We start from the raw sequence: 26893 nt of genomic DNA on the forward strand, positions 1-26893 counted from the left end.
GCACCGAAGGCAACCTGGGCGGTCAGGCGCAGGTCCGGGGCGTATCCGGGGTCTGGAAGGACCTCACCGAGAGCGTCAACTTCATGGCACTCAACCTGACGTCCCAGGTCCGCAACATCGCCCAGGTGACCACGGCGGTGGCCAACGGCGATCTGTCCAAGAAGATCGATGTGGATGCCCGCGGCGAGGTCCTGGAGCTGAAGGACACCGTCAACACGATGGTCCAGCAGCTGCGGGCGTTCGCCGACGAGGTCACCCGCGTCGCCCGCGAGGTCGGCACCGAAGGCCGGCTCGGCGGCCGGGCACAGGTCCATGGCGTCTCCGGCGTCTGGAAGAACCTCACCGACAACGTCAACTTCATGGCGGACAACCTGACCTCCCAGGTCCGCAACATCGCCCAGGTCGCCACCGCCGTCGCCAAGGGCGATCTGTCCAAGAAGATCGACGTCGACGCCCGCGGCGAGATCCTCGAACTGAAGACGACGATCAACACGATGGTCGACACCCTGTCCTCGTTCTCGTCCGAGGTGACCCGGGTGGCCCGCGAGGTCGGCAGTGAGGGCCAGCTCGGCGGTCAGGCCCGGGTCGAGGGCGTCTACGGCACCTGGAAGCGGCTGACCACCAGCGTCAATGAGCTGGCGCTGAATCTGACCACGCAGGTCCGGGCGATCGCCGAGGTGGCCAGCGCGGTCACCCAGGGCGATATGTCCGGCTCGATCACCGTCGACGCCCAGGGCGAGGTCGCCGCCCTGAAGAACAACATCAACCTGATGGTCGCCAACCTCCGCGAGACCACCCGCGCCAAGGACTGGCTGGAGTCCAACCTGGCCCGTATCGCCAGCCTGATGCAGGGCCACCGCGACCTGGTCGAGGTCGCCGACCTGATCCTGCGCGAGCTGACCCCGCTGGTGAACGCGCAGTTCGGCGCGTTCTTCCTGGCCGAGGCGGGCGCCGAGCCGGGCGAGGGCCTGGAGCTGATCGCCGGTTACGGCACCGGTCAGCCCGAGGGCCGCCGCTCCCTGCCGCGGCTGCGGCTGGGCACCCCCGGCTGGGGCCTGATCACCCAGGCCGCCACGGAGAAGAAGCGCATCGTCGTCGAGGCCGTGCCACCGGACTACATCACCATCAGCTCCGGGCTCGGCGCCTCGGCCCCGGCCAGCATCGTCATCCTGCCCGTCCTCTTCGAGGACCAGGTGCTCGGTGTCATCGAGCTGGCCTCGTTCAGCCGGTTCAGCGAGGTCCACCTCGCCTTCATCGACCAGTTCGTGAACACCATCGGCGTCTCGATCAACACCATCATCGCCAACTCCCGTACGGAATCCCTGCTTTCGGAATCCCAGCGGCTGACCGCGGAGCTCCGTCAGCGCTCCGACGAACTCCAGCTGACGAACGCCGAGTTGGAGGAGAAGGCGGCGCTGCTCGCCACCTCCTCCCAGTACAAGTCGGAATTCCTGGCGAATATGTCGCACGAGCTGCGTACCCCGCTGAATTCCCTGCTGGTGCTCTCCCGGCTGCTCGCCGACAACCCCGACGGCCGGCTGTCCCCGCAGGAAGTGGAGTTCGCCGTCACCATCCACCGGGCGGGCTCCGACCTGCTCCAGCTCATCAACGACATCCTCGATCTGTCGAAGATCGAGGCCGGCCGGATGGACGTCCATCCCAAGACCCTGCCGCTGATCAAACTCCTCGACTACGTCCGCGCCACCTTCCGGCCGCTCACCCTCGACCGCGGTCTCACCTTCGACGTCACGGTCGGCGAGAACGTCCCCAAGGAACTGTTCTCCGACGAACAGCGCCTCCAGCAGATCCTGCGCAATCTGCTGTCCAACGCGGTGAAGTTCACCTCCTCCGGCGGCGTGGAACTCATCGTCCAGCGCGTTCCGGGCTCGGATTTCGAGGAGGAGTCCCTGCGGACCGCCGACGATGTCATCGCCCTCTCCGTCAAGGACACCGGGATCGGCATCTCGCCGGAGAAACTCGACGGCATCTTCGAGGCGTTCCAGCAGTCCGACGGCACCACCAACCGCAAATACGGCGGCACCGGCCTCGGCCTGTCCATCAGCCGCGATATGGCCGCACTGCTCGGCGGCCGAATCATCGCCGAGAGCGAGCCGGGCGTCGGCTCCACCTTCACCCTGTACGTGCCCGCGCGCTATACGGGCCCGTTCCCCGCCCCGAGCCCCACCGCCGCCACCCGCCCCGCGGACAGCACCGCCCAGTCCGGCCCTGTCCTGGCCGAACAGCTCACAGCCGAGCGCGAACCGCAGCGGACCGCGCCGGCCGGTGACCTCTTCCCCACCCAGGCGGACCAGGAACTGACGTCCCCCACGGGAGGGCACTCCCCCGACGGCGGCGCCGTCACCTGGCCCGAGACCACCCGCCTCAAGGACTGGCTCAGCGGACGCCCCGGCGAGGTGCTGGCCCAGCGCCGGATCCTCATCGTCGACGACGACATCCGCAATGTCTTCGCCCTCACGCATGTACTGGGCCGGGTCGGCATCAGCGTGAAGTACGCGGAAAACGGCCGCGAGGGCCTGGAAGTCCTCGACCGGACACCGGATGTCTCGCTGGTGCTGATGGACATCATGATGCCCGAGATGGACGGCTACGAGATGATCAAGGCGATCCGGCAAGCGCCTCGGTTCGCCGACCTGCCGGTGATCGCCCTCACCGCGAAGGCCATGCCCGGTGACCGGGAAAAGGCGATCGAGAGCGGGGCCAATGACTACATCCCCAAACCGGTCGATGTGGACCGGCTGCTGTCCGTGATCTGCCGCCTTCTCGACCCGGAGCACGGTGATCCGTCGCACCCCGATCCCTGTGACCCCGGTCCCGGCGACCCCGATATCTCCCCCGCCGCCGAAGGCAGCGGCGGCATCGGCCAGGACGACCAGGGAACGGCGGGAACTACGGGAACGACGGGGCAAGGGCAGGAATCATGACGACCACACCCGACACCTCACCCGGCATCCTCATCGTCGACGACATGGAGGAGAACCTGGTCGCGCTGGAGGCCGTGCTGAGCTCCCTCACCCAGAAGGTGGTCCGTGCGCGATCCGGCGAGGAGGCCCTCAAGGCCATGCTCCGCGAGGAATTCGCGGTGGTGCTCATCGACGTGATGATGCCGGGCATGAACGGTTTCGAGACCGCCGCCAACATCAAGGGCCTCGACCAGACCAAGGACGTCCCGATCATTCTCCTGACCGGCGCCTCGGTCGACCCGAACTACGCCTATCGCGGCTACACGGTCGGCGCCGCCGACTTCCTCATCAAGCCCTTCGACCCCTGGCTGCTGCGTACCAAGGTGAACGTCTTCCTGGAGCTGCACCGCAAGAACCGTCAACTGGCCGCCCAGGCTGAGCAGTTGAAGCGCCTGCTGACCTCGCCCGAACAGCCCCGCGGCGAGGGCGCACCGGGCGCCCAGGCGCCGCCCGCCACGACGGTCTCGGCCTCGGCCGCCCCTCCGCCGCCGGTTGCGCCCGAAGGCGCCGGGGAGACCGAAGAACCTGGGGAGGCCGGGGAAGCCGGGGAGGCCGGAAGGGCCGGGGAGGTCGGAGCCGCCGGGGAGCCCGCCGCGCCCCCTGTCACACCCACTGCCCCACCCCCCGAAAGCCGCGAATTCCGGGCGCATTCCGGGCCCGTGCCGCCGCCCGTTTCCCCCGGGGCCGGCGACGCCTCCCGGCTGGCGGATATCGCCGGTCAGCTCGCCGAGGTGGAACTCCTCCTGCGTGACGCCCAGGGCACCGACAAGGAACGCCTGGCCGACCGCATCGCGGAATTGGAACACGCGGTGGGCAGGCTCCTGGTGAGCCGGGGCACCTGACGTGAGCCGGGACAACTGAATCCGTGAGCCGGGGCACCTGAATCCCCGTGGCGCACAGCCGTATCGGCGGCGCCCGGTGGACACCGCCGACACAACCTGCAACGCCAAGAACGTTACGCTCCTGGACCTTCCTGGGCGCCCTTGCCCCGGACCCCCGGAATTTTGTTGACAGTAAAGGCGTAGATTCCCCCGAGGACGAATATCGCCAGATACTGAGCCCAGGTGATGTCATCGAGCACACTGTTCACCGCGACGACCACACCGGCCCAGAGAAGAGTGAATACGATCTTGGCCATCAGAATTCCCTAAACCGTCAGGAGAGCGAAGCGAGGCAGCCGGTGGCTCCGGCGACCACGGTCTTCTTCGCGATGTCCGAGGCCGCGTCCTTGCTGACGTAGCGGCCGACGACCAGCGCGCCGGCTCCGCCGATCGCCCCCTTGATCAGGCAGTTCTTCACCATCTTCTGCATCTTGGTGTGGTTCATGAGGTAGGCGCAGTCGTCCTTGCTCTTGGACAGGGTGCACATCGAACGGGCTTCTTCGATGGGGTTCACCATGCTCGACTGAACCGCGGGCCGCGGGTCCGACTCGGCGTGAGCCACTCCGGCGCCACTGGCGAGGACGATGCCTCCCACCATGACAGCCGACATCGCACCCGAGACAAGGCTCTTCATTGAATTTCCCCGATTCAACGTTCTTATGCGGCGCGGTATGGGTCAGATACCGCGCTCTCTTTGCCACTCACAAACGTAGTTGCCGATATGCAGGCAGGGAACCCTGTTGAGCCGATCTTGAGCTTGACGATTTTGTGAAACTCGCACGCGGCAATCGATGTTCACGTTTCGGTCGACTGATACGCAATGTCCAAACATCTACGGACGCGGGAACATTGCGGCCGCGGGTCCATTGCGGCCGCGGCGACCCCGGATGCCCGGATCCCCCGACCCCCAGCCCCCCGGATCCTCACGACCGCCCGCCGAACTGCCAGTTGTGCACGTCGATATCGGCGTACCGGTCCGCCGTCAGAACGGCGCGTGCCGCATCCGGGTCCGCCGCCCGCACCAGCGCCGCCGTGCCCAGCCAGGCGGCGCCGTCGTCCGACAGCAGCGGCCCGTACGCGATCAACTCGTCCCGCGCGGGCGGCAGGTCGAGGTCAACGGCCGACCCGGCGCCGAGGCCGAGCACCAGATACCGGTTGCCGCCGTCCGCCCCACCAGGGAAGTCCCACATGGTGCGCCCCAAGGTGTTGCGCCACCGGCGCAGCATCACCTCTCGGTACACACCTGCCTGGTAGCCGGGCTCACCGAAGGCGAAAGCGCGGGCGGCGGCCGGATCCGGCAGGTCGAGGATGTGCACACTCCCGGTGGGCGTCTCCCCGTCGCCGGAAAGGGTCGGGCCACGGGCGATCATCTCCGCCCCGTACCCGTCCATATAGGACCAGTGCTCTTCCAGCAGCTCATCACGCAGCGCCAAGGAGTCCGACCGGTCGCGGTGATAGCAGAAAAATTCCATGCGCCCAGTCTTCATCACCCTGCGCCGCTATCGCCCAACCAGCGGTAATTCTCCCCGAGTTCGGTAGGTCCGCTGCGGCCCGCCGCTCCCTATCCTGGCCGTATGGCTGAGACGCACACCTATGACGTAGCGATCGAATGGACCGGCAACCTCGGCTCGGGTACGGATACCTACCGTTCCTTCAGCCGTGCCCATGAAGTCCTGGCGACGGGAAAGCCGCCCATCGCGGCCTCCTCCGATCCCGCCTTCCGCGGCGACCCGTCCCGCTGGAACCCCGAGGAACTGCTCGTGGCCTCGGTGGCCCAGTGCCACATGCTCTGGTACCTCCACCTCTGCGCGGTGGGCGGCGTGACCGTCGTCGACTACGAGGACCGCGCGCACGGCGTCATGACCATGGACGAGAGCGGCGGCGGTGGCCGGCTCACCGAGGTCGTACTCCGCCCCGAGGTGACCATCGCCGAGGCGTCGATGGTGGACACGGCCCGCGCACTGCACGGCGAGGTGCATGCGGTCTGCTTCATCGCCCGCTCGGTGAACTTCCCCATCCGGCACGAGCCGGTCATCCGGGTCCAGTAGCGAGGCACTCCGCTGCGGTTGGCCGGTGGCGGCAGTCGGGATCGGGGGCGGGGAAGGGGCTGCTCGGCGTGGCTACGGGTAACGCGGCAGATCCTGCGTCGTGATGGTCCACTCCCCGATGGTCACGTCCTCGCCGTAGACGAACTCCTTACGGGTCGCGTAACGGGGGCCGCTCGGCGTCGGATGGATGTCGGTGAGCACCGCGCCCGAGGCGCTACGCGGGTCAAAAATCACGTACACGGGAACGCCCAGCAGCGGATAGTCGCGCATCTTGCTCACCCAGTCGTTGTCCGGGTTGGAGCGGGAAACCACTTCGATGGCGGCGATGAGTGTGCGTGGGTCGAAGGACCCCTCGACTTCCATGTCCGCCTCGGCGATCACCATCACGTCAGGATGGCGCATGATGCCCTCCGCCTGGCTTTCCACGTCGGGGGTCCCCGTGTGGGCCACCAGTTCCTCAGGCATCACCTTCTCCAGGCGCTTTCGGACACGTAGCGTGGTGAGCTCATGAGGCCCGGCAGGCGCCATCATGTCGTGAACGATTCCTTCCTTCGTGATCTCGAATTTGCCTGGAAGGGTGTCGTCCATGGACTGAACGAACTCCCGCATGGCCTGGTACAGAAGGGCGTCCCGTCGCGCGTCGTCGGGGGCCATGGTCATGGCGCTCGCTCCTTGTCTCTGTCGATCTCTGTCGGCATTTCTGCCGACGTGCCGGCCGGAGTCCTCGGCTTCATGCTAGGCGGCACCCCGCTCCGCCGCCGGGTGGCGGCACTCGCGGCAGCGGCCCGGGGCGGGAGCGCGGAAGGCGCGGTCGCAGCCGTCGCAGGTCTGGAGCGGGTCAGGGCGGGCGGGGGCGGCTGGTGAGGTGGCCGGGAGGGGCGGCGGAAGCAGCTCCGTGAGGCGGTGGGCGAGCAGGGCCGCCGGGTGGCGGAGGGTGTCCGGGAGGCCGGTCGTCAGGGCGCTGCGTACGGCCTCCGGGGAGGCCCCCCGTTCCAGCCAGGCGGCGAGGGGCGGGGTGAGGCGCTGGGTGTCCCGTACGGAGAGCAGGAGGCGGGGGTCGTCACGCCGGAGGTTCGCGAGGAGGGCGGCGGCTGCGGGGTGGTGCGCGCGGGTGCGGGGCTCGGGCGGTGTCGGCGCGGGCTCGGCTCGTACGCGGGGCGCCTCGGTTCGTAGCGGGTCAGGGCTGGTTCGTACGCGGGGCGCCTCGGTTCGTACCGGGGCAGGGCTGGTTCGTACGCGGGGAGGGTTCGGGGCCGGGGTGGGGGCGCGGGAGGCGGTCGTCGGGGCGGCCGGGACCGGTTCGGTTGCGGTGCGGCGTTTGGCCTGCTCGGCGGTCTCGCGGGCACGGCGGGCGCGGGTGGCCTCCGGGTTGTTGTACGAGATCGTGCGGGTGATCATCCGTCCGTCGTCGGTGCGCTGCCGGACCCGTTCGAGGTAGCCGTACGCCTCCAACTCCCGTAAGGCGGCGGCGATCCGGCCCCGCCCCTCGGGGAAGCGGCTGGCCAGCGTACGGATGTCGACCGGCGCGCCCTCGGGCAGCGACTGGATGTACGCGGCGAGCCCGATCGCCAGGCCCGACAGCGAACGGTGCTGGGTGAGGTGATTGCCGACGATCGTGTAGCCGGGGGTCTGGAACTCGGTGACCTGGTGGACACCGGACGGACGGGACGACGGTGATCGACGCGGCGACGGTGATCGGCGAATCGCGTACCGGTCGCGCGCAGGCGCATTAGGCTTCTCTTCAGCCATGGGGAAGGTCTCGACTTCCTCGTTGGTCAGGCCCTCGATCGGGATGCCAGTCCCGGCCGGGGGCCGTCGCATGTGTGCGGGTTTTCGGGGGTGTTGCTGCCGAGGGTGCATGGGCGGAGGCAGCGGAAGCCAGTCCTCCGGTCATGGATCACCCAAGCGAGTGACGGCGGGTGCGGCGGGCCGGGTCGGGCTGGGTGGGTTCGGTTTCTGTACCTGGGGTTATGGGTTCTTTTACGGGCCGAACCCCCGACGCTCGGCACACCGAAGTCCGGTTTTCCGGCCGCCGGTTGACGGGAGCCTGGTTGACGGGCGACCAGCTGGCGGCGACCGGCCACCTCATCGGCCCCACATCGGCAGATCGAATTCCGCCCAGACCGTTTTGCAGGGGACCGGCCCCGGCGTGGTCCCCCAGCGGTCGGCGAGCGCGTCGACCACCACCAGGCCGTGCCCCGAGTCCCGTACGCCCGGGACGTACCGCGCCGGAAGCCGGTCACCGCGCGCGTCCGTCACCTCGATACGGAGCGTGTCCGCGTCAGACAGCACGGCGAGCCGGAAGTCCCGGCCCGGTACGCGCCCGTGCGTGGCGGCGTTCGCGGCCAGCTCGGCGATCACATGGGCCGGATTCTCGAACGACACACCCCAGGAGCGCAGCTCCTCCGTCGCGAGAAGCCGCGCCAGCCGGGCGCCCCGGCGGGTGGCGGACAGCTGGACCCTGAACTGGAGCTTGTACGAGGCGAATTCCTGATTCATGTCACTCAGCGTGGTCGTACGTGCTTACGCTGAATAGTAATGACGCCAGTACGCATGGTGATGTCCAGGGGTTGTCCAGGGGCGTCCCCGCTGTCCAGGAGGTGGAAGCGGATGAATGTTGACGGTGCGGACGAGACGGGTTGGGAACTCGATCCGGAAAACGATGCACAGGCCGCTGTTGAAGCGGTCGGGCGCCAGCTCAAAATGTGGCGGGAGGCGGCAGGGTTGCGCCCGGCCGAGTTCGGGGCGGCCGTCGGGTACGGGGAGAACCTGATCTACAAGATCGAGCGTGGCGTACGTATTCCCCGTCCCGAGCTGCTCGACAAGGCCGATGAAGTGCTGGGCGCGGGCGGCAAGATCGCCGCGATGAAGAAGGATGTGGAGCGAGCCCGATACCCGAAGAGGATTCGAGACCTGACGAGGTGGGAAGCCGAAGTCGTCGAGCTGGGCGCGTACGGCAATCACAACCTGCACGGTCTGTTGCAGACAGAGGAGTACGCGCACGCATTGTTCGAGATGCGACGCCCTGCCTACTCGCCGGACAAGGTAGAGCGTGAGGTCGCCGCGCGTATGGCTCGCCAGTCGATCTTTGCCCGGGCTCCCGCACCAGCGCTCATGTTCGTCCAGGAAGAAGTCACACTGCGCCGCCCCATCGGGGGCACAATGGTGCTGCGAAGGCAACTCGAACACCTGTTAGAGGTAGGCAAGTTGCGCAACGTCGAGATTCAGGTGATGCCGACGAACCTCGACGACCATGCCGGGATGGGCGGTGAGATCGAGATTCTGAAGTTCGGCGACGGTTCAGTAGTGGGGCGCCCGGATGACCAGTTCGGCAGCCGTCTGATCTCCGGCCCGAAAGAGACCCGGATCCTCGAACTGCGGTATGGCATCATCCGGGCCCAGGCTCTCACGCCCCGGGAGTCACTGGCCTTCATTGAGAAAGCGCTGGGAGAGACATGACCCTCAAGCCCTCTGCCGGAGACGTTTCCGAGCTGGAGTGGACCAAGAGCAGCTACAGCGGCCAGGGCAACGGCAACGAGTGCGTCGAGGTTGCCTGGTTCAAGAGCAGCTACAGCGGTGACAGCAACAGCAACGAATGCCTCGAAGTCGCCGCCTGCCGGGAAACCATCCACATCCGCGACTCCAAGAACCCCGAAGGGCCGCACCTGCACCTCCAGCCCTCCGCCTGGGCCGACTTCGTCGCGTACGCCGCCGACCAGGGCTAGGGCGCGTGGCGAAGACGGCCTCGGATCAACTCCGGAGGAACGCGAGGACGGAGTCCGTGCGGCCGAGCACGGCGTGACCCGTCCCGGGGAGTACATGAACCTCCGCCTGCGGGAGGCAGTCCCGTACGCGCCGGGCGGTCTCCCCTGAGTCGAACATGGCGTCGCGGTCGCCGACCGTCACCTGCACCGGCATCGTCAGGCCGCGCAATGCCTCGTCGGAAAAGCGGGGCAGCGGCTCCGTGCGCGGCTTGAAGTGCGCGAAGGTCTGCAGCACGCTCTCCAACAACGGTGCGTCCTGCGGTGAGTTGAGGCCGGTGAGGGAGCGGGCCGAGCGGCGCGCGCCCCAGCGGCCGAAGGGCCGCACCAGCAGAGCCCGCAGTACGTTTCCCGTCCGCTGTCTGCCCACGCCACCGGGGCAGAGCAGGGCCAGCTTCGTCACCCTGTCCGGGCGGCGGACCGCGTAATCGACCGCGAGCCAGCCGCCGAACGACGCCGCGGCCACGGAGGCACGTGTGAGGCCGAGGCCGTCGAGTACGTCATCCAGCCACCGTGCCGGGGCTTCGGAGTTCAAGGCGGGCCGGGAGGGTGCGCTCCGTCCCGGTTCCCCGACGACGTCGACGGCGTAGGTGCGGAAGTGGCGGGCCCAGGAGGTGATGTCCGCGCGCCACATCGACGCGTTCGCGCCCGCGCCGTGCAGCAGGACGAGCGGAGGCGCGTCAGACGGCCCGGAAACGAGGACGAAGGTGTCCCCCTCACAGGTCGGCACCCACACCTGCTCGGCGGGTACCGGCCAGTCGTCCAGCACCTCCTGATACCGCCGGCCGAGCTCCGCCGCGCCCTCCTCGGACCGGTAGATCGCGGCGCTCACGGGGTCAGCCCCTGCTCGGCGTGCTCCAGCACCTGAGCCGTGTCCATCAGGCCACTCCGGATCACGGTCTTCACTGCCCCACCCTGCCGTCGAGGCACTCGCGCAGCAGGTCGGCGTGGCCGCAGTGGCGGGCGTACTCCTCGATCCGGTGCACCAGCAGCTCCCGGATGGCGATGTTGTCCTTGCCCACGCGCTGGCCCAGGTCCGGGTACTCGGCGAGCGCGGCGTCGGTCGCGGCCTGCTCGCGTTCCAGATCGGCGTACGCGGCGTCGACCACGGCCTGCTCGCCGACGGCTCCGTGGAAATCCGCGTCGCGCGCGCCGTACAGCTTCGGCAGCGGGTCACCGTCGGTGAACCAGTTGCGCCAGTCCCGTTCCGTCTCGGCGAGGTGCCGGATCAGGCCGAGCAGCGACATCGTCGACGGCGGAACCGTGCGACGGGCCAATTGCTCCGCGTCCAGGCCCTCACACTTCATCCGCAGGGTCATGCGGTAGCCCGACAGGTAGTCCTGGAGCGTGGCCAGCTCGCCTTCCGGTCCTGGGCCCTGGTTGTCGCGGGGATCGTCCTCCGGGTCGACCCACATGTCCGGGTAGACGGTTGCCTTGGTCCAGCGCGCGGATTCCTCAGTCATGCGTCGCATGGTCGTGGGTGACGGCCCGCACTCGCCACTGAAATTCGCGGAACGGGGCCGTCAGGCCAGCGCTTCCGGGGCCTTGGTCCTCGGTCCGCCCGCGTCGCCCGTATTGGCCGTACCCACCGGCTCGAAGAGCAGGATGGCGGTCTCCTCGTCCGCCACCGGGCAGTGTTCGACGCCCTGTGGGACCACGAACAGCTCGCCGGGGCCGAGCGTCACCTCGCCGTCCCTGAGCCGGAGGGTGAGCCGGCCGCTGACGACCATGATCAACTCATCGGTCGTGTCGTGCTTGTGCCAGACGAACTCGCCCTTCAGCTTGGCGAGCTTGATTTCGTAGTCGTTGAGCTGGGCGATCTTCTTCTGTGACCACAGGTCGCTGAACTGCGCGAGCTTGTCGGCGATATTCACGGGGACGGGCTGCTGGTTCATGCCTTGAGACTGCCGTGACCGGAATCCGGCGGTCTTGTACGTTCCTGGCATGACAGACGGCCCGCCCCGTACGACGGTCAGCGCCTGGCGCCCGTCCGTGCCGGGCATCGCCGAGGTCTTCCACGCGCACTTCACCGAGCACGCGTATCCGTCCCACACCCATGACACGTGGGCCCTGATGATCCTCAATGACGGTGCGGTCGACTTCGCCCTGGACCGCCACCGTCATGACGCGACCGGCTCCGGCACGGTCGTACTCCTGCCGCCCGGCGTCTCCCACGACGGCCGGACGGTCACGGCGAACGGCTTCCGCAAGCGGGTGCTCTACCTCGACGCGAGCGTGCTCCCGGCGGAACTGACCGGCCGGGCGGTGGACGGTCCGGTGTTCGGGGACGGTCTGCTGCGCCATCGCATCCACCAGCTGCACACGGCCCTCGGGCATCCGGGCGACGGGTTCGAGGCGGAATCCCGGCTGGCCTTCATCCGGGAGCGGCTGCACGGGCATCTGGACGCGCTGCGGCCGCCGCGTACACCGGGCCGGGAGGCGAACCGGCTGGCCGCCACGCTGCGCGACCTGCTGGACTCCCGGCTGGCGAGCGGCATGTCACTGGAGGAGGCCGCCGCGCTCCTGCACGCCCACCCCACCCACCTGATCCGCTGCTTCAAGCAGACCTACGGACTGCCCCCGCACGCCTATCTGACCGGCAAGCGCATCGAACGGGCCCGCGGACTGCTGCTCGACGGCAGACGCCCGGCGGACGTCGCGTCAGCCGTGGGCTTCCACGACCAGGCCCACCTCCACCGCCACTTCACCCGGCATGTGGGGACGACACCGGGGCGCTATGGGGCCACGGGACGGTGTCCCTGACGGGGGGTTCCGGGCCCGGCCCCGGCCCCGGCCCCGGCCCCGGCGTCAGCAGCGCGGAATCCCGCGACCAGCGCTAGCCGCGGGATTCCGTTGGGGCCCGGCGCTCAGCTCAGGGTCACCTCGTGGCGGGTCCCGGAACCCTTAGGGGAAATCCGCAGCCGCTGCCGTGGCACTCCCGGGCGGCCGGCGGCCACATATCCCTCGTACGCACGGGCCACCTCGTCCCACAGCCTCCTGGGGCCGTACTGAGCGACCACGAACGTCGACAGTTGCCGGCCGTCGTAGTCCACCCTGGCCCAACTCGTCGCCTCGTCATCCGCCAGCCACAGCCTCGTATGCGCCCCTTCCGCGCCCTGCGCGCCTCCCGCCCCTTCCGCCTCGGTGTCCCACGCATGCCACACTCCCGGCACCCGGAGGCCGATGTGCAGCTGCGCATCGAGGTCGTTCCCGGCAACTGACCAGGGAGACAGACGCGTCGTGGAGCGCTCGGGCTCCTGCCCCTCGTGCGGGATGTCGCCCCGCAGTTCCGCGTCGACCTGTTGGGCGCGCAGGAGCATGAACGAGCCGTACGGAGCGAGCGAGCCCTCGGCGGTGCCGTCCGCCTGCTTCGTGGCGATGAGGGTCCCGAAGTTGCACCAGGGGGTGTCCCACGGGGTGACGAGGAGACCGCCGGTCACGGTCTGCTCCAGCCAAGGGAGCGGCACGGTGCGGACGGAGCAGGTGGCGATGATCCGGTCGTAGGGGGCGTTCGGCGGCCAGCCGCCCGCGCCGTCCGCGCACACCACGTCCGGCTGCTGTCCACTGGCCTTCAGCGCCCGCTGTGCGCGGCGCGTCAGCCCGGGGTCGACGTCGAGCGAGGTCACGTGGTCCGCACCGCAGAGGAAGGCGAGCAGAGCCGCGTGGAAGCCGGTACCGGTACCGATCTCCAACACCGCATGCTCCGGGCGTGTGTTGAGCGCCATCAGCATCCGTACGACCACGCTGGGCATCGAGGCGGAGGAGGACGGGGCACGGGTGCCGTCGGGCCCCTCCGCGAACTGGGTGACGAGAGGGGCGTCGCGGTAGGCCGCGCGCCACCAGCGGTCGGGGTCGCTCTCCCGGTCGCACGGCTCGTGACCGCCGTTCCCGTCACGCAGCCACAGGGTGGGCGGCAGAAAGAGGTGGCGGGGGACGGCGCGCAGGGAGGCTTGCAGGTGAGCGGGGACGGGGTGACCGAGCTGCCCGGCGATCTCGTCCAGCAGACCGCCGATGGCTTCGCCGGGGTCCGGATGCGAGGTCAACGAGCCTGCTCGGGCTTCGGGGGCGGGGTCGGGGTCGGGGTCGGTCGGCTCCGGAGCCGGTGGGTGCAGCGGGTGCATGCGCCGAGTGTGCCCGTACGGGGCCGCCCCGGCGTCCCGATCAGGACGAGAGCATCGTCAGCTCAGGGTCTTCCCGGAGTTTGGCCAGGGCGCGGGAGACGGCGCTCTTGACCGTGCCGATCGAGACCTCCATGACCTCGGCGGTCTGGGCCTCGCTGAGGTCCTCGTAATACCTGAGGACGACCATGGCCCGCTGACGGGCGGGCAGTCGCATCACCGCGCGCCACATCGCGTCCCGCAGGCCCTGGAGTTCGGCCGGGTCGGGGGCCGGCAGCGGGTCCGGCTCCGGGAGCTCGTCGACGGCGAATTCCTCGACCTTGCGCTTGCGCCACTGGGAGGTGCGGGTGTTGATCAGCGCGCGGCGGACGTAGCCGTCCAGGGCGCGGTGGTCCTCGATCCGGTCCCAGGCCACATAGGTCTTGGTCAGTGCCGTCTGGAGGAGGTCCTCGGCGTCGTTCGGGTTGGGAGACATCGACCGCGCGGCGCGCAGCAGGACCGGCCCCCGGGCCCGTACATAGGACGAGAACGTCGGGAACACAGCGGCGGTCGAAGCGCTGGTGCACACTGGCGTGGTCATGGGCACCACGCTAGGAGCGAGGGTGGGGTGAAGGGATCGCCCCCAGGTGCCGAAGCCCATCCGTCTGAAGTTGTACGGGTGAGGTCTGCCTCACCTCCTCTAGGGGGACAGGCAGGTCGTACCCGTCGGACCTGTGACCACGGATTCGGCTCGCGACCGCCCCGTCAGCCGTCCGCGCCGAGGACCAGCCCCGAAGTCGGCACCCCCGTACCCGCGGTGACCAGCACATGTGCGGGGGTGCCCGCCTGGTTGACGGAGGTGCCGCGGAGCTGGCGGACGGCCTCGGCGATGCCGTTCATCCCGTGCAGATACGCCTCGCCGAGCTGGCCGCCGTGGGTGTTCAGGGGGAGGGTGTCCGCGGCGACGAAGTCCGAGCCCTCGCCGGGCGCACAGAAGCCGAACTCCTCCAGCTGCATCAGCACGAACGGGGTGAAGTGGTCGTAGAGGATCGCGACATCGATATCGGCGGGGGTCAGGCCGGCGGTTCGCCAGAGCTGGCGGGCGACCACGGTCATCTCGGGGAGTCCGGTCAGACCGTCGCGGTAGAAGCTGGTCATCTGCTCCTGGGCGCGGCCCGCGCCCTGTGCGGCGGCCGTGATCAGCGCCGGCGGGTGCGGCAGCGTGCGGGCCCGCTCGGGCGAGGTCACCACGATCGCCTGGGCGCCGTCCGTCTCCTGGCAGCAGTCCAGCAGCCGTAGTGGTTCGACGATCCAGCGGGCGGCGGCGTGGTCGGCGAGGGTGATGGGCTTCCCGTAGAAGTAGGCGGCCGGATTGCGGGCGGCGTGGCGGCGGTCGGTGACCGCGACCGGGCCGAAGGCGTCCGGGGTCAGCCCGTAGGTGTGCAGGTAGCGCTGGGCGGCCATGGCGACCCAGGAGGCGGGGGTGAGCAGGCCGAAGGGGAGGTTCCAGCCGAGCGCCGCCCCCTCGGCGGACGGCTCCCGCTGCTGCACGCCGGAGCCGAAGCGGCGGCCGGAGCGCTCGTTGAACGCCCGGTAGCAGACGACGACTTCAGCGATTCCGGCCGCGACCGCGAGGGCCGCCTGCTGGACGGTGGCGCAGGCCGCGCCGCCCCCGTAGTGGACCCGGGAGAAGAACGAGAGCTCGCCGATACCGGCCGCCTGGGCGACGGTGATCTCGGGGTTGGTGTCCATGGTGAAGGTGACCAGCCCGTCGACGTCCGCGGGGGTCAGCCCGGCGTCGTCGAGGGCAGCGCGTACCGCCTCGACGGCCAGTTGCAGCTCGCTGCGGCCGGAGTCCTTGGAGAACTCGGTCGCACCGATGCCGGCGATGGCGGCCCGGCCTCCTAGGGAGTCGGGGCGGCGGATGCTCATGGGGTGGCCTCCGGGAGCCCTTTCGGGGTGGCTTCTGGGGTGCCTTCTGGGGTCCCTTGCGGGGTCCCTTCCGGGATGCCTTCCGGGGCGCCCTCCGGGGCGGCTTCCGGGATCCCTTGCGGGGTCCCTTCCGGGATGCCCTCCGGGGTCCCTTCCGGGGCGGCTTCCGGGATCCCTTCCGGGGTCCCTTCCGGGATGCCCTCCGGGGTCCCTTCCGGGGCGCCCTCCGGGATGTCCACGGTGACCGTGCCGGTGACGTGGTGGCCGATGCCGTTCGTGCCGACGACCCGCACCACCACCGCCGTACCGTCCGTGACCTCGGTGACGGTGCCGCGCAACACCATGGTGTCTCCTGGGTAGTTGGGGGCGCCCAAGCGGATCGCGACCTTGCGCAGGGTGCAGCGGGGGCCGAAGTGGTCGGTGATGTAGCGGCCGACCAGCCCGTTGGTGGTGAGGATGTTCATGAAGATGTCCGGGGAGCCCTTCACGCGGGCCGCCTCGGCGTCGTGGTGCACGTCCTGGTAGTCACGGGAGGCCAGGGCTCCGGCGACGATCAGGGTGCGGGTCAGGGGGATGGTGAGGGCGGGGAGCTCGTCACCGGCTTTCATGGGGCCTCCGTCCGGGTCCGGGGCGGCTGGTCCGGGCGGGCGGCCGGCGTCGGGCGCTCCCCGGTGAGCAACTCCCCCAGCTCCTCCAGGACTTCGGCTCCCGAGCCCAGATATCCGGCGAGCTGTCTGCCCCAGAGGAAGTGCCGGTGGACGGGGTGGTCGAGGTCGGCACCGATGCCGCCGTGCAGATGCTGGCCGGTGTGCACCACGCGGGTGCCCGCCTCGGACGCCCACCAGGCGGCGGTCAGCGCATGCGGTCCGGCATCCAGGCCCGCGTCCCGGCGCCAGGCCGCCTCGTAGGCGGTGAGCCGGATGGCCTCGATGTCCATGTGGGCGTCGGCGGCGCGCAGCAGCACGCCCTGGTTCGTGGAGAGCGGGCGGCCGAACTGTTCGCGGGTGGTGGTGTGGGCCACCGCACGGGCCAGGGAGCCGGCCGCGACCCCGGCCTGGAGACCGGCGAAGGCCGTCCGGGCGAGGGCCAGGATGTCGGCGTAGGCGTCGCGGCCGGCGGGCTGGGTGGGGTGGGAGAGGGCGCTGGGGGCCGGGGCGAGGCGTTCGGCTCGGGGGTCCGGGGCGAGGCGTTCGGCCGGGGTCTCTGGGGCGAGGCGTTCGGCCGGGGTATCCGGGGCGAGGCGTTCGGCCGGGGACTCCGGGCCCAGACATTCGGCCGGGGTCTCCGGGGCGAGGCATTCGGCCGGGGCGTCCGAGCCCAGGCGTTCGGCTGGGGCGTCGTCCAGGGTGAGGCGGCCCGCCGACCACGGTGCGGTGGTCTCGACCGGGTCCCGCCGCACACCGGGAGCGTCGGTGCGTACGAGCCACAGCGCCCGCGTGGCCCCGTCCGGCACCAGCACATGGGTGGCCACGCCCAACCATGGCACCACGGGCACGACGCCGGTCAGCCGCCCTGTCCCGTGCGCCGTCCCGTTCACCGTCGAGTCCGTCGGCCCTTCCACCCTCCCGTTCGCCGTCGGATCCGCCGCCCCGTCCGCCCTCCCGTTCGCCGTCGGATCCGCCGCCCCGTCCGCCCTCCCGTCCGCCATGCCCTCGGCCCGTACGCCGCCACGTCTCGCCGGGAAGGCCCCGGTCGCGACCGCCTCGCCGGTCCGCAGCGGCGGCAGCAGCCGCGCCCGCTGCTCCGCGCTGCCGTGGGCGCCGATCGCCAGCAGGCCGTACACACAGGTCGCGGCGAACGGCACCTGTGCCGTCGTACGGCCCTGCTCCTCCAGCATCAGGACGAGCCCGAGCAGTCCGGTCTCCTCCGCTGCGCCTGGTAGGCCGGCCGCGCACAGCGCCTTCCACAGGGCGGCGTCGGTATCGCTGCCTCCTGCGGCGAGGCGTTCCGGTGTGGACAGGTCGCCGAAGATCTCCGCGGCCAGCTCACGGGCCGCCGCCTGTTCCGGGGTGGGCGTGAAGTCCATCTCACCCCTCACCACCCTCGGCCACCCGGAAGACCGGCAGCTCCAACTCCTCATCCGCGCAGAGGAATTCGAGCCGTACGGGCATCCCGATCCGCACCTTGTCGTAGGGGACGCCGACGATGTTGCTGACCATCCGTACCCCCTCCGCGAGCTCGATCAGCCCGACCGCGTAGGGACTCGCCGTGCCGGAGCCCGCTGCGCCGGGGGCCGTCGCGTCCGGGCCCGCCCCGTCGGCCGGTGTGTCGGCCACCGTGAACGCGGGGAACGGCGGATGGTGCATCACGACGTATGAGAAGACCGTTCCCGCGCCGCTCGCCTCGACGGTGTCCCACTCCGGTGACCCACAGGTGTTGCACCCCGGCAACCAGGGGAAGCGCAGCGTCCGGCAGCCCGTGCAGCGCTGAATCAGCAGCCGGTGCCCGCGAACGCCTTCCCAGAAACCCGCGTTGTCACGGTTGATGACGGGGCGGGGGCGGCGGGGCCGGGGGAGCTCGGTGAGCTGGGAGGGCTGGGGGGCCTGGGGCTGCTCGGCCGTTTCGGAAGGCCGCCCCGCCGTCTTTGAGGGCCGACCGATCGTCTCGGGAGGCCGCTCCGCCGTCTTTGAGAGCCGGCCGCCCGTCTCGCGAGGCCCCTCGCCCGTCTTGGAAAGCCGTGCGGCCGGGGCGTACTTGAGGACCCGGAAGCGATGCGTCCCGGCCGGTTCGCCGTCCGCCCGGATATCCATCCGCGTCGTGATGAAGTGCCCGACCCCCAGTTTCGTGGTCTTGCACTCCGACACCGATTCGATCACCGAGTCGAAGGTGATCCGGTCACCGGGCCGCAGCGGCCGCAGATACTCCTGCTCGCAGTCGGTGGCCACGATGGACGTGTACCCGGCGCTGTCCAGCAACCCGGACAGTTCGTCGTACGCCCCCGAGCGGTCCGCATGGCCGGAGAGCCCGCCCATCGTCCAGGCCTGAAGCATGGTCGGCGGAGCGACGGCATCCGGCCCCCGGTAGGCGGGGTGGGTGTCGCCCACGGCCTCGCACCAGTGCCGGATCATCGGCTCGTTGACCAGGTCCTTGCCCACGCCGGGAGCCGAGGTCGGCCGGCCCTCATAGGTCTTGAGCTGCTCGTATGCGAGCCGCACCGGGTTCATCGCCGCCCCCTCCGCATCCCCAGCCGCATCGTCGCGACGAGCTCCCGCTGGACCTCGCTCACGCCGCCCCCGAAGGTGTTGATCTGCGCCGCACGGTTCATCCGCTCCAGCTCCCCGTGCCCGAAGACGCCCGGTGAACCGGCCCGTACCAGGGCGGCGTCCCCGGCCACCTCCTGGCACATCCGGTAGACCTCGACGGTGCTCTCCGTCCCCGCGAACTTGACGCCACTGGCGTCCCCGGGGCTCAGCGTCCCGGCGCCCACCTCGTCTACCAGCCGCCAGTTCAGCAGCCGGGTGGCGGCAAGCCGGGCGTGCGCCTCGGCGAGCCGGGACCGCACCCAGGGGCGGTCGGCGGGCCGCTCGCCGGTCTCCCGGTCGGGTGTACGGGCGTACGCCAGCGCCGCGTCCAAGGCGTCCTCGGCCTGCATACCGAGAGCGGCCAACGCGACGCGTTCATGGTTGAGCTGATTGGTGATCAGCTGCCAGCCGCCGTTCTCCTCCCCTACGAGGTTCCCGGCCGGGACGCGGATGCCGTCGTAGTACGTGGCGGTGGTCGTCAGCCCGCCGACGGTTTCGATCGGCGTCCACGAGAAACCGGGAGCGTCGGTAGGCACCAGGATGATCGAAATCCCCCGGTGCTTGGGCGCGTCGGGGTCGGTGCGACAGGCGAGCCAGATCCAGTCGGCCCGTTGGGCGTTGCTGGTGAAGCTCTTGGTGCCGTTGATCAGCCAGTGGGCGTTCTCGGGGGTGCCGCCGGGGCCCGTCACGTCCTGGGCGGCGGCGCCGGGGCCTGAGGCGTCCTGGGCGGCGGCGCCGGTGGTCGCGGCGCCCTTGGGGGTGCCTCCGGTGCCCGAGGCATCTTCGGTGGCGCCGACGGTGGCCGCGACGTCCTCGGCGGCGCCTCCTCCGATGCTCTCGGCGCCATCAGCGTCCTCAGTGCCGCCTCCTCCGATGTTCTCAGCGCCCTTGGTGGCGCCGACGACGCCCGGCTGCTTCACCGCGCGGGTACGGAGGGCGGCGAGGTCGGTACCGGCCTCGGGCTCCGTATAGCCGATCGCGAAGACGAGCTCGCCACTGAGGATGCGCGGCAGGAAGTAGTCCTTCTGCTGCTGGGTGCCGTACTTCATCAGGGTCGGGCCGACGGTGTTGAGCGTGACCATCGAGACCGGCGCGCCCGCGCGGTACGCCTCGTCGAAGAACACGAACTGCTCGTCGGGGCCGCGGCCCTGCCCGCCGTACGCGGTCGGCCAGCCCAGGCCCAACATGCCGTCGGCGCCGATCCGGCGCAGCACCGCACGCTGCGCCGCGGCGTCCTCGACCGGCCCGTCCGGCAGCAGCTCCCGGAAGTACGAACGGAGCGCGGCGCGCAGCCGCTCCTGGCGCGCGGTGGGGGCGAGGTGCACGTCGGCGGCCTCCCCTTCTGGTGGCCGTATGCCCGGTGCGCTGGGTCCGGACGTACGAACGAGCGAGCGGGTTTCTGACTGTCCGTCAGAAACCCGCTCGCTGTCAAGGTCGGCGCAGTGAACCCCGGAGAAGCCCCATTCTCTCCGTGCCGACCCTGGCCTCTCCCCTACCGGACGGCCGCCGCACCCCCTGGCCGCCGCACCCCCTGAGCGGCGGGCCCTTGGACGGAAGACCCTTGGACGGCGGGCCGGATCACTCGAAGTTGTTGAAGGTGACGGTGCAGTTGGTCTGGTCGATTTCCGTGGGACCGGCGGAGCCGTTCACACTCGCTGTGTTGTTCTGGTTGGAGGCGCCGGCACCGTTGGCGACCTGCTGGCCGGTGGTCGAGTTACCGAGGTTGTCGCCGCCGACACCGGTCCCCGTCTGGCTCGTCGCCGCCGAGCTCGACCCACTGGTCGCGAAGCCGCCGTTGTCGGCCTGCGCGACGCCGGTGAAAAGGGTGGCCGCGAAGGGCAGTGCGGCGGCGACGGCGAAGACGCGGCCGGTACGGGTGCTTGCCATGACTCTTCTCCTCCTACGGAACACGACTGTTGAACTCCGCTTTCTCATACGGCAGTTGGCCGACCACCGCGATCCTTGCCTCGACGTCGCGAAGTCAGCTTTGCCCACGAACACCCGGCGAACCCGTCACGAGGCGTGATTCCCCCGCAAGCATGAGAAACCTCGGGTAAACCCCTGTCGCACGCGTACCCCCGGTCACACCCTTACGGCGGCGCCGGGCCTCGCGGGCAGGCCCGTCCGTGGCGCGGCCGACGAGCCCACCCCCGGCGCATCGACGCACCGGCGCGCGGGTCAATGCACACACGCCCCCCTTCCCTTCGTCGAACATTCGTACGAAAATAGAGCCATGGCCATGCACCGCCGCCATGCCGGAAGACCGACCGACCACCCGCCCGACCCCTGGACCAACAGCCGACCCCATCCACGGGGAGGCATGCCGCCTGCCCCATGGCGCGGCACGACGCCCACTCCGTCGAGCGACAAGCAACCCGACCCGTGGGCCGAGCGGCAGCCCGAGCCGTGGACGGAACGGCAACCCAATCCACGGATCGAGCAACAGCACGAGCCACGCACCGAGCAACAACCCAATCCGCGGGCCGACCAGCAGCACGAGCCACGGACCAAGCAGCAGCACGACCCCTGGGCCGACCTGCGCCGCCGCACGCCGCCCACGGAGGGGCCGACCACCACGAGGCCCATGGCTCGACCCGCCGCCACACCCACGGCCCCGTCCGCAACCACGCCCATGGACGCACCCGCCGCCGCGCTCGCGGACGCCCCCGCCACCGCGCTCACCCAGGCACTCCTCGCCGCCGAGGCCGGCTACCCCGTCATGCCACTGACCCGCAGCAAGCTCCCCGCCATCAGGTCCCCGCACCGCGGGCACCCCGAGACCCCGACCTGCCGCGGCGCCTGCGGCCGGCTCGGGCACGGCGTACACGACGCGAGTACCGACCCGCTCACCGTCCGCCGCATGTTCGCCGCCGCCCCCTGGGCCACCGGCTACGGCATCGCCTGCGGGCGGCCCCCGCACCACCTCATCGGCATCGACCTCGACACCAAAAACGGCGCCGACGGCCTGACCGCCCTCCGGTTCCTCGCCGAAGAGCACGGCTTCCCGCTCCCGCCGACCGTCACTGTCCTGACCCCCAGCGGCGGCCGCCACCTCTGGTTCACCGGCCCGCCGACCCCGCCCGTATCGAATTCGGTCGGCCGGCTCGCCCCCGGCATCGACGTCCGCGGCGCGGGCGGCTATCTCGTCGGCCCCGGCTCACTCACCACCCACGGCCGGTATGTCCTCGCAGCGGACACACCACACCGCCCCGCCCCCGTGCCGGACACCCTGCTCACCCTGCTCACGGCCCCGCCCCCGCCCGCCCACCGCGAGCCGCCGTACGGCGTCCCGCCCCAGCCCGCCGCGGCGCTCATACGCTTCGTCCGGGCCTCCCCGCGCGGCCAGCGCAATGCCCGCCTCTTCTGGGCAGCCTGCCGCGCCCAGGAATCCGGCCTCGGCCAGGAACTCGCCGCCAGGCTGACAGAGGCCGCCTGCCACACCGGCCTGTCCGCAGAGGAGGCCCGAGCAACGATCGCCTCGGCAGCCCGCCGCGGCTAGGGGACACCGGCCGGCCAACGCCCCGCCCCGGAACGGGCAGCCTGGGAGACAGCCCGAGGAGACGGCCCGGCCCAGAACGGGCGGCCTGGGAGTCGGCCCGAGGAGACGGCCCGGCGCGACCTACCCCTTCCGCGCCTCGATCAGGAACCGGGTCGTCTGTGCCACGAACGGCCCCTCCTCGCGGATCTGCGCATCCAACTCCCGCAGCCGATCCCGGTATTGGCCGACCGTGAAGCCGGGCACCATCCAGACCACCTTCCGCAGGAAGTAGATCACCGCCCCGATGTCGAAGAACTCGGTCCGCAACGACTCCGCGCGCAGATCGACCACCTCAAGGCCCGCCGCCTCCGCCGCCCGGCGCGCATCCTCGGGATGACGGCCCCGCCGTACGTGCTCCGGCTGCGGCCCCAGGAAGTACTCCACCAGCTCGAACACACTGGCCGGACCGACCTGTTGGGAGAAGTACACGCCCCCGGGCCGCAGCACCCGGGCGATCTCCTCCCACCACACCGTCACCGGATGGCGGCTCGTCACCAGGTCGAACGCCGCATCGGCGAACGGCAGCGGCGGCTCATCCGCATCGGCGACCACCACCGCACCGAGCGGATGCAGCAGCGCGGTGGCCTTGGCGACATTCGGCGGCCAGGACTCCGTGGCCACCATCACCGGCGGCAGCTTCGCCGCGCCGGCGAGCACCTCACCGCCGCCCGTCTGAAGGTCCAACGCAGCCGACGCACCCGCCAACCGCTCACTCATCGCCCGCTGGTATCCCCACGAGGGCCGCTCCTCCGTGGCCCGCCCCGCCAGCCACGAGAAATCCCATCCCTCTACCGATACGGCCTCGGCTTCGGCCACCAGGTCCTCAAATGATCGCGCCATACCCCCACAGTCACCGCAAAAGACCTACCCCGCCAGCAATTTTCCCCGCCCTGCCCGCAGCAGCCGGCCCTCCCGCCCGGCGCGCCCTGCATCCAGGTCCCGCGCCTGCACCCAGGTCCCGCCCCACCGGCCCAGACGCTGCCCCAGGTCCACGCCCCTGCCCCGGAACGCGCTGCGCACCTTGCCCCCAGGCCCGTGCCCATGCCCATGCCCCGCGACCACAAGGTCAGCGCTCCTCGCCGGGCTCCACCAGGAAGGCCAGCTCCGGCCGGTCCCACATCACCGCGGGCGGATCGGCCCGCACCACACCGACCGGCCGGGCGCCCATGCTCCGGTAGAAACCCTCGGCGGGCGGATGCGACACCACGCGCACGCGGTCGAGCCCGGCCCGCCGCGCCTCGTCCCGCATGTGCGCGATCAGCCGGCGCCCGATGCCGTACCCCTGCGCCTGGTCCGCCACAAACATCAGATCCAGCTCGGCCGGCTCCACAAGGAGCGCATAGAAGCCACACACCCGCTCCTGCTCACCGGGCGCCGCACCGTGCCCGACGGCCTCCTCCACGGCAACGAACACCCGATGCGCCGCGATGTAGTCCGGCCCCACCCGATACCCCTCGACCATCGAGGAATACCGCCCCTCATACGCGCGAGAACTCCGCACCAACCGAGTGAGCCGCCCGGCATCCCGCCCTTCGGCCCGCCGGATCACCACGGCCCCCCGCCTGGAGCCGCCCTTTCCCCCCGCCCTCCGCGCACCCACCGTGACCCCTGCTCACTTTCCGCATCATGCCGGGAAGATAATTCCAAATTCCACCACCACTTTATCGCGCCCCTCTCACGGCAATCTCACAGCACCCCCACCCCACCCCACCCCACCCCACAACAATCCCCATCTCACAGAAATCCCCGCCCCGCAGCCGCCATTCTCCTATCCGGCAGCCACACGGCAGGGATTCCACGTGATCCCACGCGAATCCACAAGATGCACGTGACGTGATGCGACGCTATTCCATACGACTTGACCGGCATACCGGTCGGCCGGGGCCGTGAAGTGAGGCAACCCGGCGCACTGGCACACCGACACGCCTCATTGGGCGCCGTAGTCCTCCTCCGGGAACGGAACACGCAGCTGGTCCCAGGACTTACGCCCCGGCCACCCGTCCGCATCCGAGCCCGTGTATCCCAGCGCACTCTGGAAGGAGGAATAGGCCTGACGGTGCTTGTCATTCCACTTCGGCCCGGGGCCGCTGAACCCGTAAGCGGCGCCGCACCCTTCCTCCACGAGGCGCAGCCCCATCATCTGGATGATCGGGCTGGTCGGCAGGGTCTTGAACCATTCGCCGCCGGGGAACGGAACGAAGCTGGGATCGCCAGGCTGCGGCTCTCCCGCCGTGGCCTTGACGACAAGAAGCCGCTGACCCACCTTGATGACGTTCGGATCCGGAATATTGTTCCAGATCTGAAGCTGCTTCACAGTGGTATGGAAACGGGAAGCGATACCGGAAAGCGTGTCACCGGCAACCACGACGTAGTACTTGTCCTGTGTTGTCTGTTGAGTACCCATGACACTCACGCTAGAAGCGTTTCCAGACACCCGCATGTTTTCCCACAGCAGCCCCCGACCACCCAACTCCCTCCCCCACTCCCCACTTCACCGAGGTCATTTTACCGCCACAGCACACCACTTGCATGGCAGCCTCCCCCTCACCGAAAGAAAGAATGCCTCAATAAAAAGTGGCGCATTAAAAAGTGACGCCATAAACCAATCCAACCGGGCGGTGATCCGGACCGCTGATCACCGCCCGACACCCCGAACACCGCAATCACGGCGGTCACAGTGACCGCCGTGACCGCGCCGCCGCGACTACCCGTCAAAGCACCGACAGATCAAAAGCATTGGCAATGGCCTGGTACCCGGCATCGTTGGGATGCAGCCCGTCCTCGTAGACATAGCCCGGCCGTGGCCGCTCCGGGTGGGCCGGGTCCGCCAGGGCCTTGTCGAAGTCGACGACCGCGTCAAACGCCCCGCTGGTGCGTATCCAGTGGTTGACCTGCGTACGTAGCCTCTCCACCTTGGCGGCATGGCCCGGGTAGCCCGGATACCCGCTCAGCGGCACCAGCGTGGCCCCGATGACCTTGATCCCCCGCCCGTGCGCGGCGCGGATCAACGCCCGGTACCCCTCGGTGATCTGGCGCGCCGAGACCGGCTTGTGCGACGACGGGAAGCAGGCGCCCGTGGACCAGTTGGCCCCGACATCATTCGCCCCCAGCTCGACGATCACCGTACGCACCCCCGGCCGGTCCAGAACGTCCCGCCGGAACCGCGCGATGCCCTTCTCCCCGAAACAGGAACTGCTGGTCAACAGCATGTTCCCGGCAATGCCGGCATTGACCACACCAAGGTTCCGGCGGCCGGCGACCAGCCGCTCGCCGAGAACATCCGTATACCGGCCGTGGGCCTCCGCCGTGGCCCCCACCCCATCGGTCGCCGAATCCCCCAACGACACCACCGTGTTCCGCGACGCCCGGAACGGCCCGGAGACATCAACCCCGCTGAGGAAGTAGGACGACTGCGACGACTCGCGGTACGCCTTGGCCAACACATCGTTGAGGTGATTCCCGGCAGCCCGGTAGGAGGCCGCCAACCCCACTCGGTGGAAGGTCGCCGGTCCGGTCTCTCCGGCGAAGTACAACGTGACCACCAGATTCTCCAACCGTGAGGTGGACAGCGTCACCGCATCGCCGACCGCCTCCCCGCCCGCCGGGATCACCGTCGAACCAGCGTGCCGGAAGCTCACCTTCCGCGCGGTCCCGGGCCATGCCTGCGCCCCGCCCCCGGACCGCGCGATCACCGCCCCGTCCACCCGCAGCGGCTTCTTGCCATACCGGTTGGACAGCCTGATCCGCACCCGGTCCCCGCCGACACCGACCCGCACGACCTGACGCACCGACTGATGACGAAACCCCTGTTTCGACCAGTTGGGAACGTCATCCACATCCCCTTCGACAGGCTGCTGCACCGCAGCCCCCCAAGCCTGCGCCCACCGCGAGCCGCCCTCCCCCGCGGCATACGCCTCACCTCCGGCCCCGCCCGCCGCCGGAACCACCACCCCCATCAGCGCCATCACCGTCACCACCGCCATCGCCATCCCAGAAACCCCACGCCTGGCAGCCGGCACGCACCGAAAGAGACCCATAGCCCTCTCGCCTTCCCCTCGTCAGCACATGCGCCCCGTTCGACCACCACAGCAACCGACTTCGGCCACCGCTCCCCCGAGGCACATCCGCAGTCTCGGCTCGGCCCATGGACCACCACATCTGCCATTCGGCAGAGAAGCCCCCCATTCCGCTTCTCCGGCAAACGAACCGGTTCGCCGCGACACCGAGCCCTCGGACCGGAGGATTCCTGTGGACGAGGTGCCAACTCCGCGCCTACATATGGCGGTTATGGCTACCGCCGCCCCCAAAGCCAACCGCTACGGTCCCGGCCATGAACATCACCGAAGACGAATACGAAGACGAATACGAGGAATTGCGCCGGCTCAACCCGCTCAGGTCCGACAACTCCGTCCT

Annotated in this window: 26 protein-coding genes and 2 pseudogenes; 7 read left to right on the forward strand and 21 right to left on the reverse strand. The window is 69.9% G+C overall.

Annotated features, from left to right (window positions below; all coding sequences use genetic code 11):
• Together ACZ4XD_RS17990 and ACZ4XD_RS17995 are read left to right on the forward strand one after the other, a co-directional pair.
• On the forward strand, nucleotides 1-2942 hold a 2942-nt coding region (locus ACZ4XD_RS17990), incomplete at its 5' end, for an ATP-binding protein (RefSeq protein ID WP_468043108.1).
• Nucleotides 2939-3389 (forward strand): annotated as a pseudogene (locus tag ACZ4XD_RS17995) (response regulator); the annotation flags it as partial. The gene ACZ4XD_RS17990 and the pseudogene ACZ4XD_RS17995, both read left to right, overlap by 4 nt.
• A gap of 547 nt (nucleotides 3390-3936) precedes the next feature.
• Here the strand turns inward: ACZ4XD_RS17995 and ACZ4XD_RS18000 are convergent.
• The 3 genes from ACZ4XD_RS18000 to ACZ4XD_RS18010 form a co-directional block, all read right to left on the reverse strand.
• Nucleotides 3937-4119 (reverse strand): hypothetical protein, encoded by a 183-nt coding sequence (locus ACZ4XD_RS18000; RefSeq protein ID WP_468043110.1) that lies wholly within the window; start codon nucleotides 4117-4119, stop codon nucleotides 3937-3939.
• 17 nt (nucleotides 4120-4136) lie between these two features.
• A complete protein-coding gene (locus ACZ4XD_RS18005; RefSeq protein ID WP_423661810.1) occupies nucleotides 4137-4496 on the reverse strand; it encodes a hypothetical protein in 360 nt (119 codons plus the stop codon).
• A 289-nt stretch (nucleotides 4497-4785) separates the two neighbouring features.
• A complete protein-coding gene (locus ACZ4XD_RS18010; RefSeq protein WP_468043112.1) occupies nucleotides 4786-5334 on the reverse strand; it encodes a YciI family protein in 549 nt (182 codons plus the stop codon).
• 102 nt (nucleotides 5335-5436) lie between these two features.
• Here ACZ4XD_RS18010 and ACZ4XD_RS18015 point away from each other — a divergent pair, with 102 nt between their 5' ends.
• The gene (locus ACZ4XD_RS18015; protein ID WP_468043114.1) at nucleotides 5437-5910 is read left to right on the forward strand and encodes an OsmC family protein; all 474 of its coding nucleotides are present in this window, start codon (nucleotides 5437-5439) and stop codon (nucleotides 5908-5910) included.
• 72 nt (nucleotides 5911-5982) lie between these two features.
• Here the strand turns inward: ACZ4XD_RS18015 and ACZ4XD_RS18020 are convergent, their stop codons facing one another.
• From ACZ4XD_RS18020 to ACZ4XD_RS18030, 3 genes are all read right to left on the reverse strand, one after another.
• Nucleotides 5983-6570 carry a Uma2 family endonuclease gene (locus ACZ4XD_RS18020; protein ID WP_468043116.1) on the reverse strand — a complete coding sequence of 196 codons (588 nt, stop codon included), beginning with the start codon at nucleotides 6568-6570 and terminating at the stop codon, nucleotides 5983-5985.
• Between the two features lie 75 nt (nucleotides 6571-6645).
• Nucleotides 6646-7731 (reverse strand): helix-turn-helix domain-containing protein, encoded by a 1086-nt coding sequence (locus tag ACZ4XD_RS18025; RefSeq protein ID WP_468043118.1) that lies wholly within the window; start codon nucleotides 7729-7731, stop codon nucleotides 6646-6648.
• Between the two features lie 264 nt (nucleotides 7732-7995).
• Nucleotides 7996-8409 carry an ATP-binding protein gene (locus ACZ4XD_RS18030; RefSeq protein ID WP_468043120.1) on the reverse strand — a complete coding sequence of 138 codons (414 nt, stop codon included), beginning with the start codon at nucleotides 8407-8409 and terminating at the stop codon, nucleotides 7996-7998.
• A 111-nt stretch (nucleotides 8410-8520) separates the two neighbouring features.
• On the opposite strand from ACZ4XD_RS18030, the gene ACZ4XD_RS18035 reads away from it, so the two are divergent.
• Nucleotides 8521-9369 carry a helix-turn-helix domain-containing protein gene (locus ACZ4XD_RS18035; RefSeq protein WP_468043122.1) on the forward strand — a complete coding sequence of 283 codons (849 nt, stop codon included), beginning with the start codon at nucleotides 8521-8523 and terminating at the stop codon, nucleotides 9367-9369.
• On the forward strand, nucleotides 9366-9635 hold the full coding sequence (locus tag ACZ4XD_RS18040; protein WP_468043124.1) for a DUF397 domain-containing protein: 270 nt from the start codon (nucleotides 9366-9368) through the stop codon (nucleotides 9633-9635). Before ACZ4XD_RS18035 ends, ACZ4XD_RS18040 begins: the two co-directional genes overlap by 4 nt.
• 25 nt (nucleotides 9636-9660) lie before the next feature.
• On the opposite strand, the gene ACZ4XD_RS18045 is transcribed toward ACZ4XD_RS18040, so the two are convergent.
• The 3 genes from ACZ4XD_RS18045 to ACZ4XD_RS18055 form a co-directional block, all read right to left on the reverse strand.
• The gene (locus ACZ4XD_RS18045; RefSeq protein WP_468043126.1) at nucleotides 9661-10503 is read right to left on the reverse strand and encodes an alpha/beta fold hydrolase; all 843 of its coding nucleotides are present in this window, start codon (nucleotides 10501-10503) and stop codon (nucleotides 9661-9663) included.
• A gap of 70 nt (nucleotides 10504-10573) precedes the next feature.
• Complete coding sequence (locus tag ACZ4XD_RS18050; RefSeq protein WP_468043128.1) at nucleotides 10574-11134, reverse strand: DinB family protein; 561 nt, start codon at nucleotides 11132-11134, stop codon at nucleotides 10574-10576.
• 60 nt (nucleotides 11135-11194) lie between these two features.
• Nucleotides 11195-11566 (reverse strand): cupin domain-containing protein, encoded by a 372-nt coding sequence (locus tag ACZ4XD_RS18055; RefSeq protein ID WP_468043130.1) that lies wholly within the window; start codon nucleotides 11564-11566, stop codon nucleotides 11195-11197.
• A 49-nt stretch (nucleotides 11567-11615) separates the two neighbouring features.
• On the opposite strand from ACZ4XD_RS18055, the gene ACZ4XD_RS18060 reads away from it, so the two are divergent.
• Complete coding sequence (locus ACZ4XD_RS18060) at nucleotides 11616-12434, forward strand: helix-turn-helix domain-containing protein (protein ID WP_468043132.1); 819 nt, start codon at nucleotides 11616-11618, stop codon at nucleotides 12432-12434.
• Between the two features lie 104 nt (nucleotides 12435-12538).
• Here ACZ4XD_RS18060 and ACZ4XD_RS18065 read toward each other — a convergent pair whose 3' ends face one another.
• From ACZ4XD_RS18065 to ACZ4XD_RS18100, 8 genes and pseudogenes are all read right to left on the reverse strand, one after another.
• Nucleotides 12539-13792 carry a methyltransferase domain-containing protein gene (locus ACZ4XD_RS18065; protein ID WP_468043134.1) on the reverse strand — a complete coding sequence of 418 codons (1254 nt, stop codon included), beginning with the start codon at nucleotides 13790-13792 and terminating at the stop codon, nucleotides 12539-12541.
• Between the two features lie 40 nt (nucleotides 13793-13832).
• The gene (locus ACZ4XD_RS18070) at nucleotides 13833-14369 is read right to left on the reverse strand and encodes a SigE family RNA polymerase sigma factor (RefSeq protein ID WP_467154732.1); all 537 of its coding nucleotides are present in this window, start codon (nucleotides 14367-14369) and stop codon (nucleotides 13833-13835) included.
• A gap of 164 nt (nucleotides 14370-14533) precedes the next feature.
• Nucleotides 14534-15700: a lipid-transfer protein gene (locus tag ACZ4XD_RS18075; RefSeq protein ID WP_468043135.1), complete on the reverse strand. Its 1167-nt coding sequence runs from the start codon at nucleotides 15698-15700 to the stop codon at nucleotides 14534-14536.
• Nucleotides 15701-15927: 227 nt separating this feature from the next.
• Nucleotides 15928-16308: pseudogene (locus ACZ4XD_RS18080) on the reverse strand (MaoC family dehydratase); the annotation flags it as partial.
• Entirely contained in the window at nucleotides 16305-17726 is a 1422-nt protein-coding gene (locus tag ACZ4XD_RS18085) for an acyl-CoA dehydrogenase family protein (protein WP_468043136.1), read from the reverse strand. The pseudogene ACZ4XD_RS18080 and the gene ACZ4XD_RS18085, both read right to left, overlap by 4 nt.
• A gap of 1 nt (nucleotide 17727) precedes the next feature.
• Complete coding sequence (locus ACZ4XD_RS18090; RefSeq protein WP_468043138.1) at nucleotides 17728-18864, reverse strand: bifunctional MaoC family dehydratase N-terminal/OB-fold nucleic acid binding domain-containing protein; 1137 nt, start codon at nucleotides 18862-18864, stop codon at nucleotides 17728-17730.
• A complete protein-coding gene (locus ACZ4XD_RS18095) occupies nucleotides 18861-20267 on the reverse strand; it encodes an acyl-CoA dehydrogenase family protein (RefSeq protein ID WP_468043140.1) in 1407 nt (468 codons plus the stop codon). The genes ACZ4XD_RS18090 and ACZ4XD_RS18095 overlap by 4 nt, the downstream gene beginning before the upstream one ends.
• Before the next feature lie 253 nt (nucleotides 20268-20520).
• On the reverse strand, nucleotides 20521-20829 hold the full coding sequence (locus tag ACZ4XD_RS18100) for a hypothetical protein (RefSeq protein ID WP_468043142.1): 309 nt from the start codon (nucleotides 20827-20829) through the stop codon (nucleotides 20521-20523).
• 433 nt (nucleotides 20830-21262) lie between these two features.
• Here ACZ4XD_RS18100 and ACZ4XD_RS18105 point away from each other — a divergent pair, with 433 nt between their 5' ends.
• Nucleotides 21263-22441, forward strand: coding sequence for a bifunctional DNA primase/polymerase (locus ACZ4XD_RS18105; protein WP_468043144.1), 1179 nt, complete (start codon nucleotides 21263-21265; stop codon nucleotides 22439-22441).
• Between the two features lie 120 nt (nucleotides 22442-22561).
• On the opposite strand, the gene ACZ4XD_RS18110 is transcribed toward ACZ4XD_RS18105, so the two are convergent.
• The 4 genes from ACZ4XD_RS18110 to ACZ4XD_RS18125 form a co-directional block, all read right to left on the reverse strand.
• Nucleotides 22562-23320 carry a class I SAM-dependent methyltransferase gene (locus ACZ4XD_RS18110; RefSeq protein WP_468043146.1) on the reverse strand — a complete coding sequence of 253 codons (759 nt, stop codon included), beginning with the start codon at nucleotides 23318-23320 and terminating at the stop codon, nucleotides 22562-22564.
• A gap of 226 nt (nucleotides 23321-23546) precedes the next feature.
• Nucleotides 23547-24080: a GNAT family N-acetyltransferase gene (locus ACZ4XD_RS18115; protein WP_468043148.1), complete on the reverse strand. Its 534-nt coding sequence runs from the start codon at nucleotides 24078-24080 to the stop codon at nucleotides 23547-23549.
• Between the two features lie 327 nt (nucleotides 24081-24407).
• A complete protein-coding gene (locus tag ACZ4XD_RS18120) occupies nucleotides 24408-24884 on the reverse strand; it encodes a LysM peptidoglycan-binding domain-containing protein (protein ID WP_468043150.1) in 477 nt (158 codons plus the stop codon).
• Between the two features lie 307 nt (nucleotides 24885-25191).
• Nucleotides 25192-26469, reverse strand: a complete 1278-nt coding sequence (locus ACZ4XD_RS18125; protein WP_468043152.1) for an SGNH/GDSL hydrolase family protein — start codon at nucleotides 26467-26469, stop codon at nucleotides 25192-25194.
• Nucleotides 26470-26893: the final 424 nt, after the last annotated feature.

The organism is Streptomyces sp. NPDC029466 (assembly GCF_055574515.1).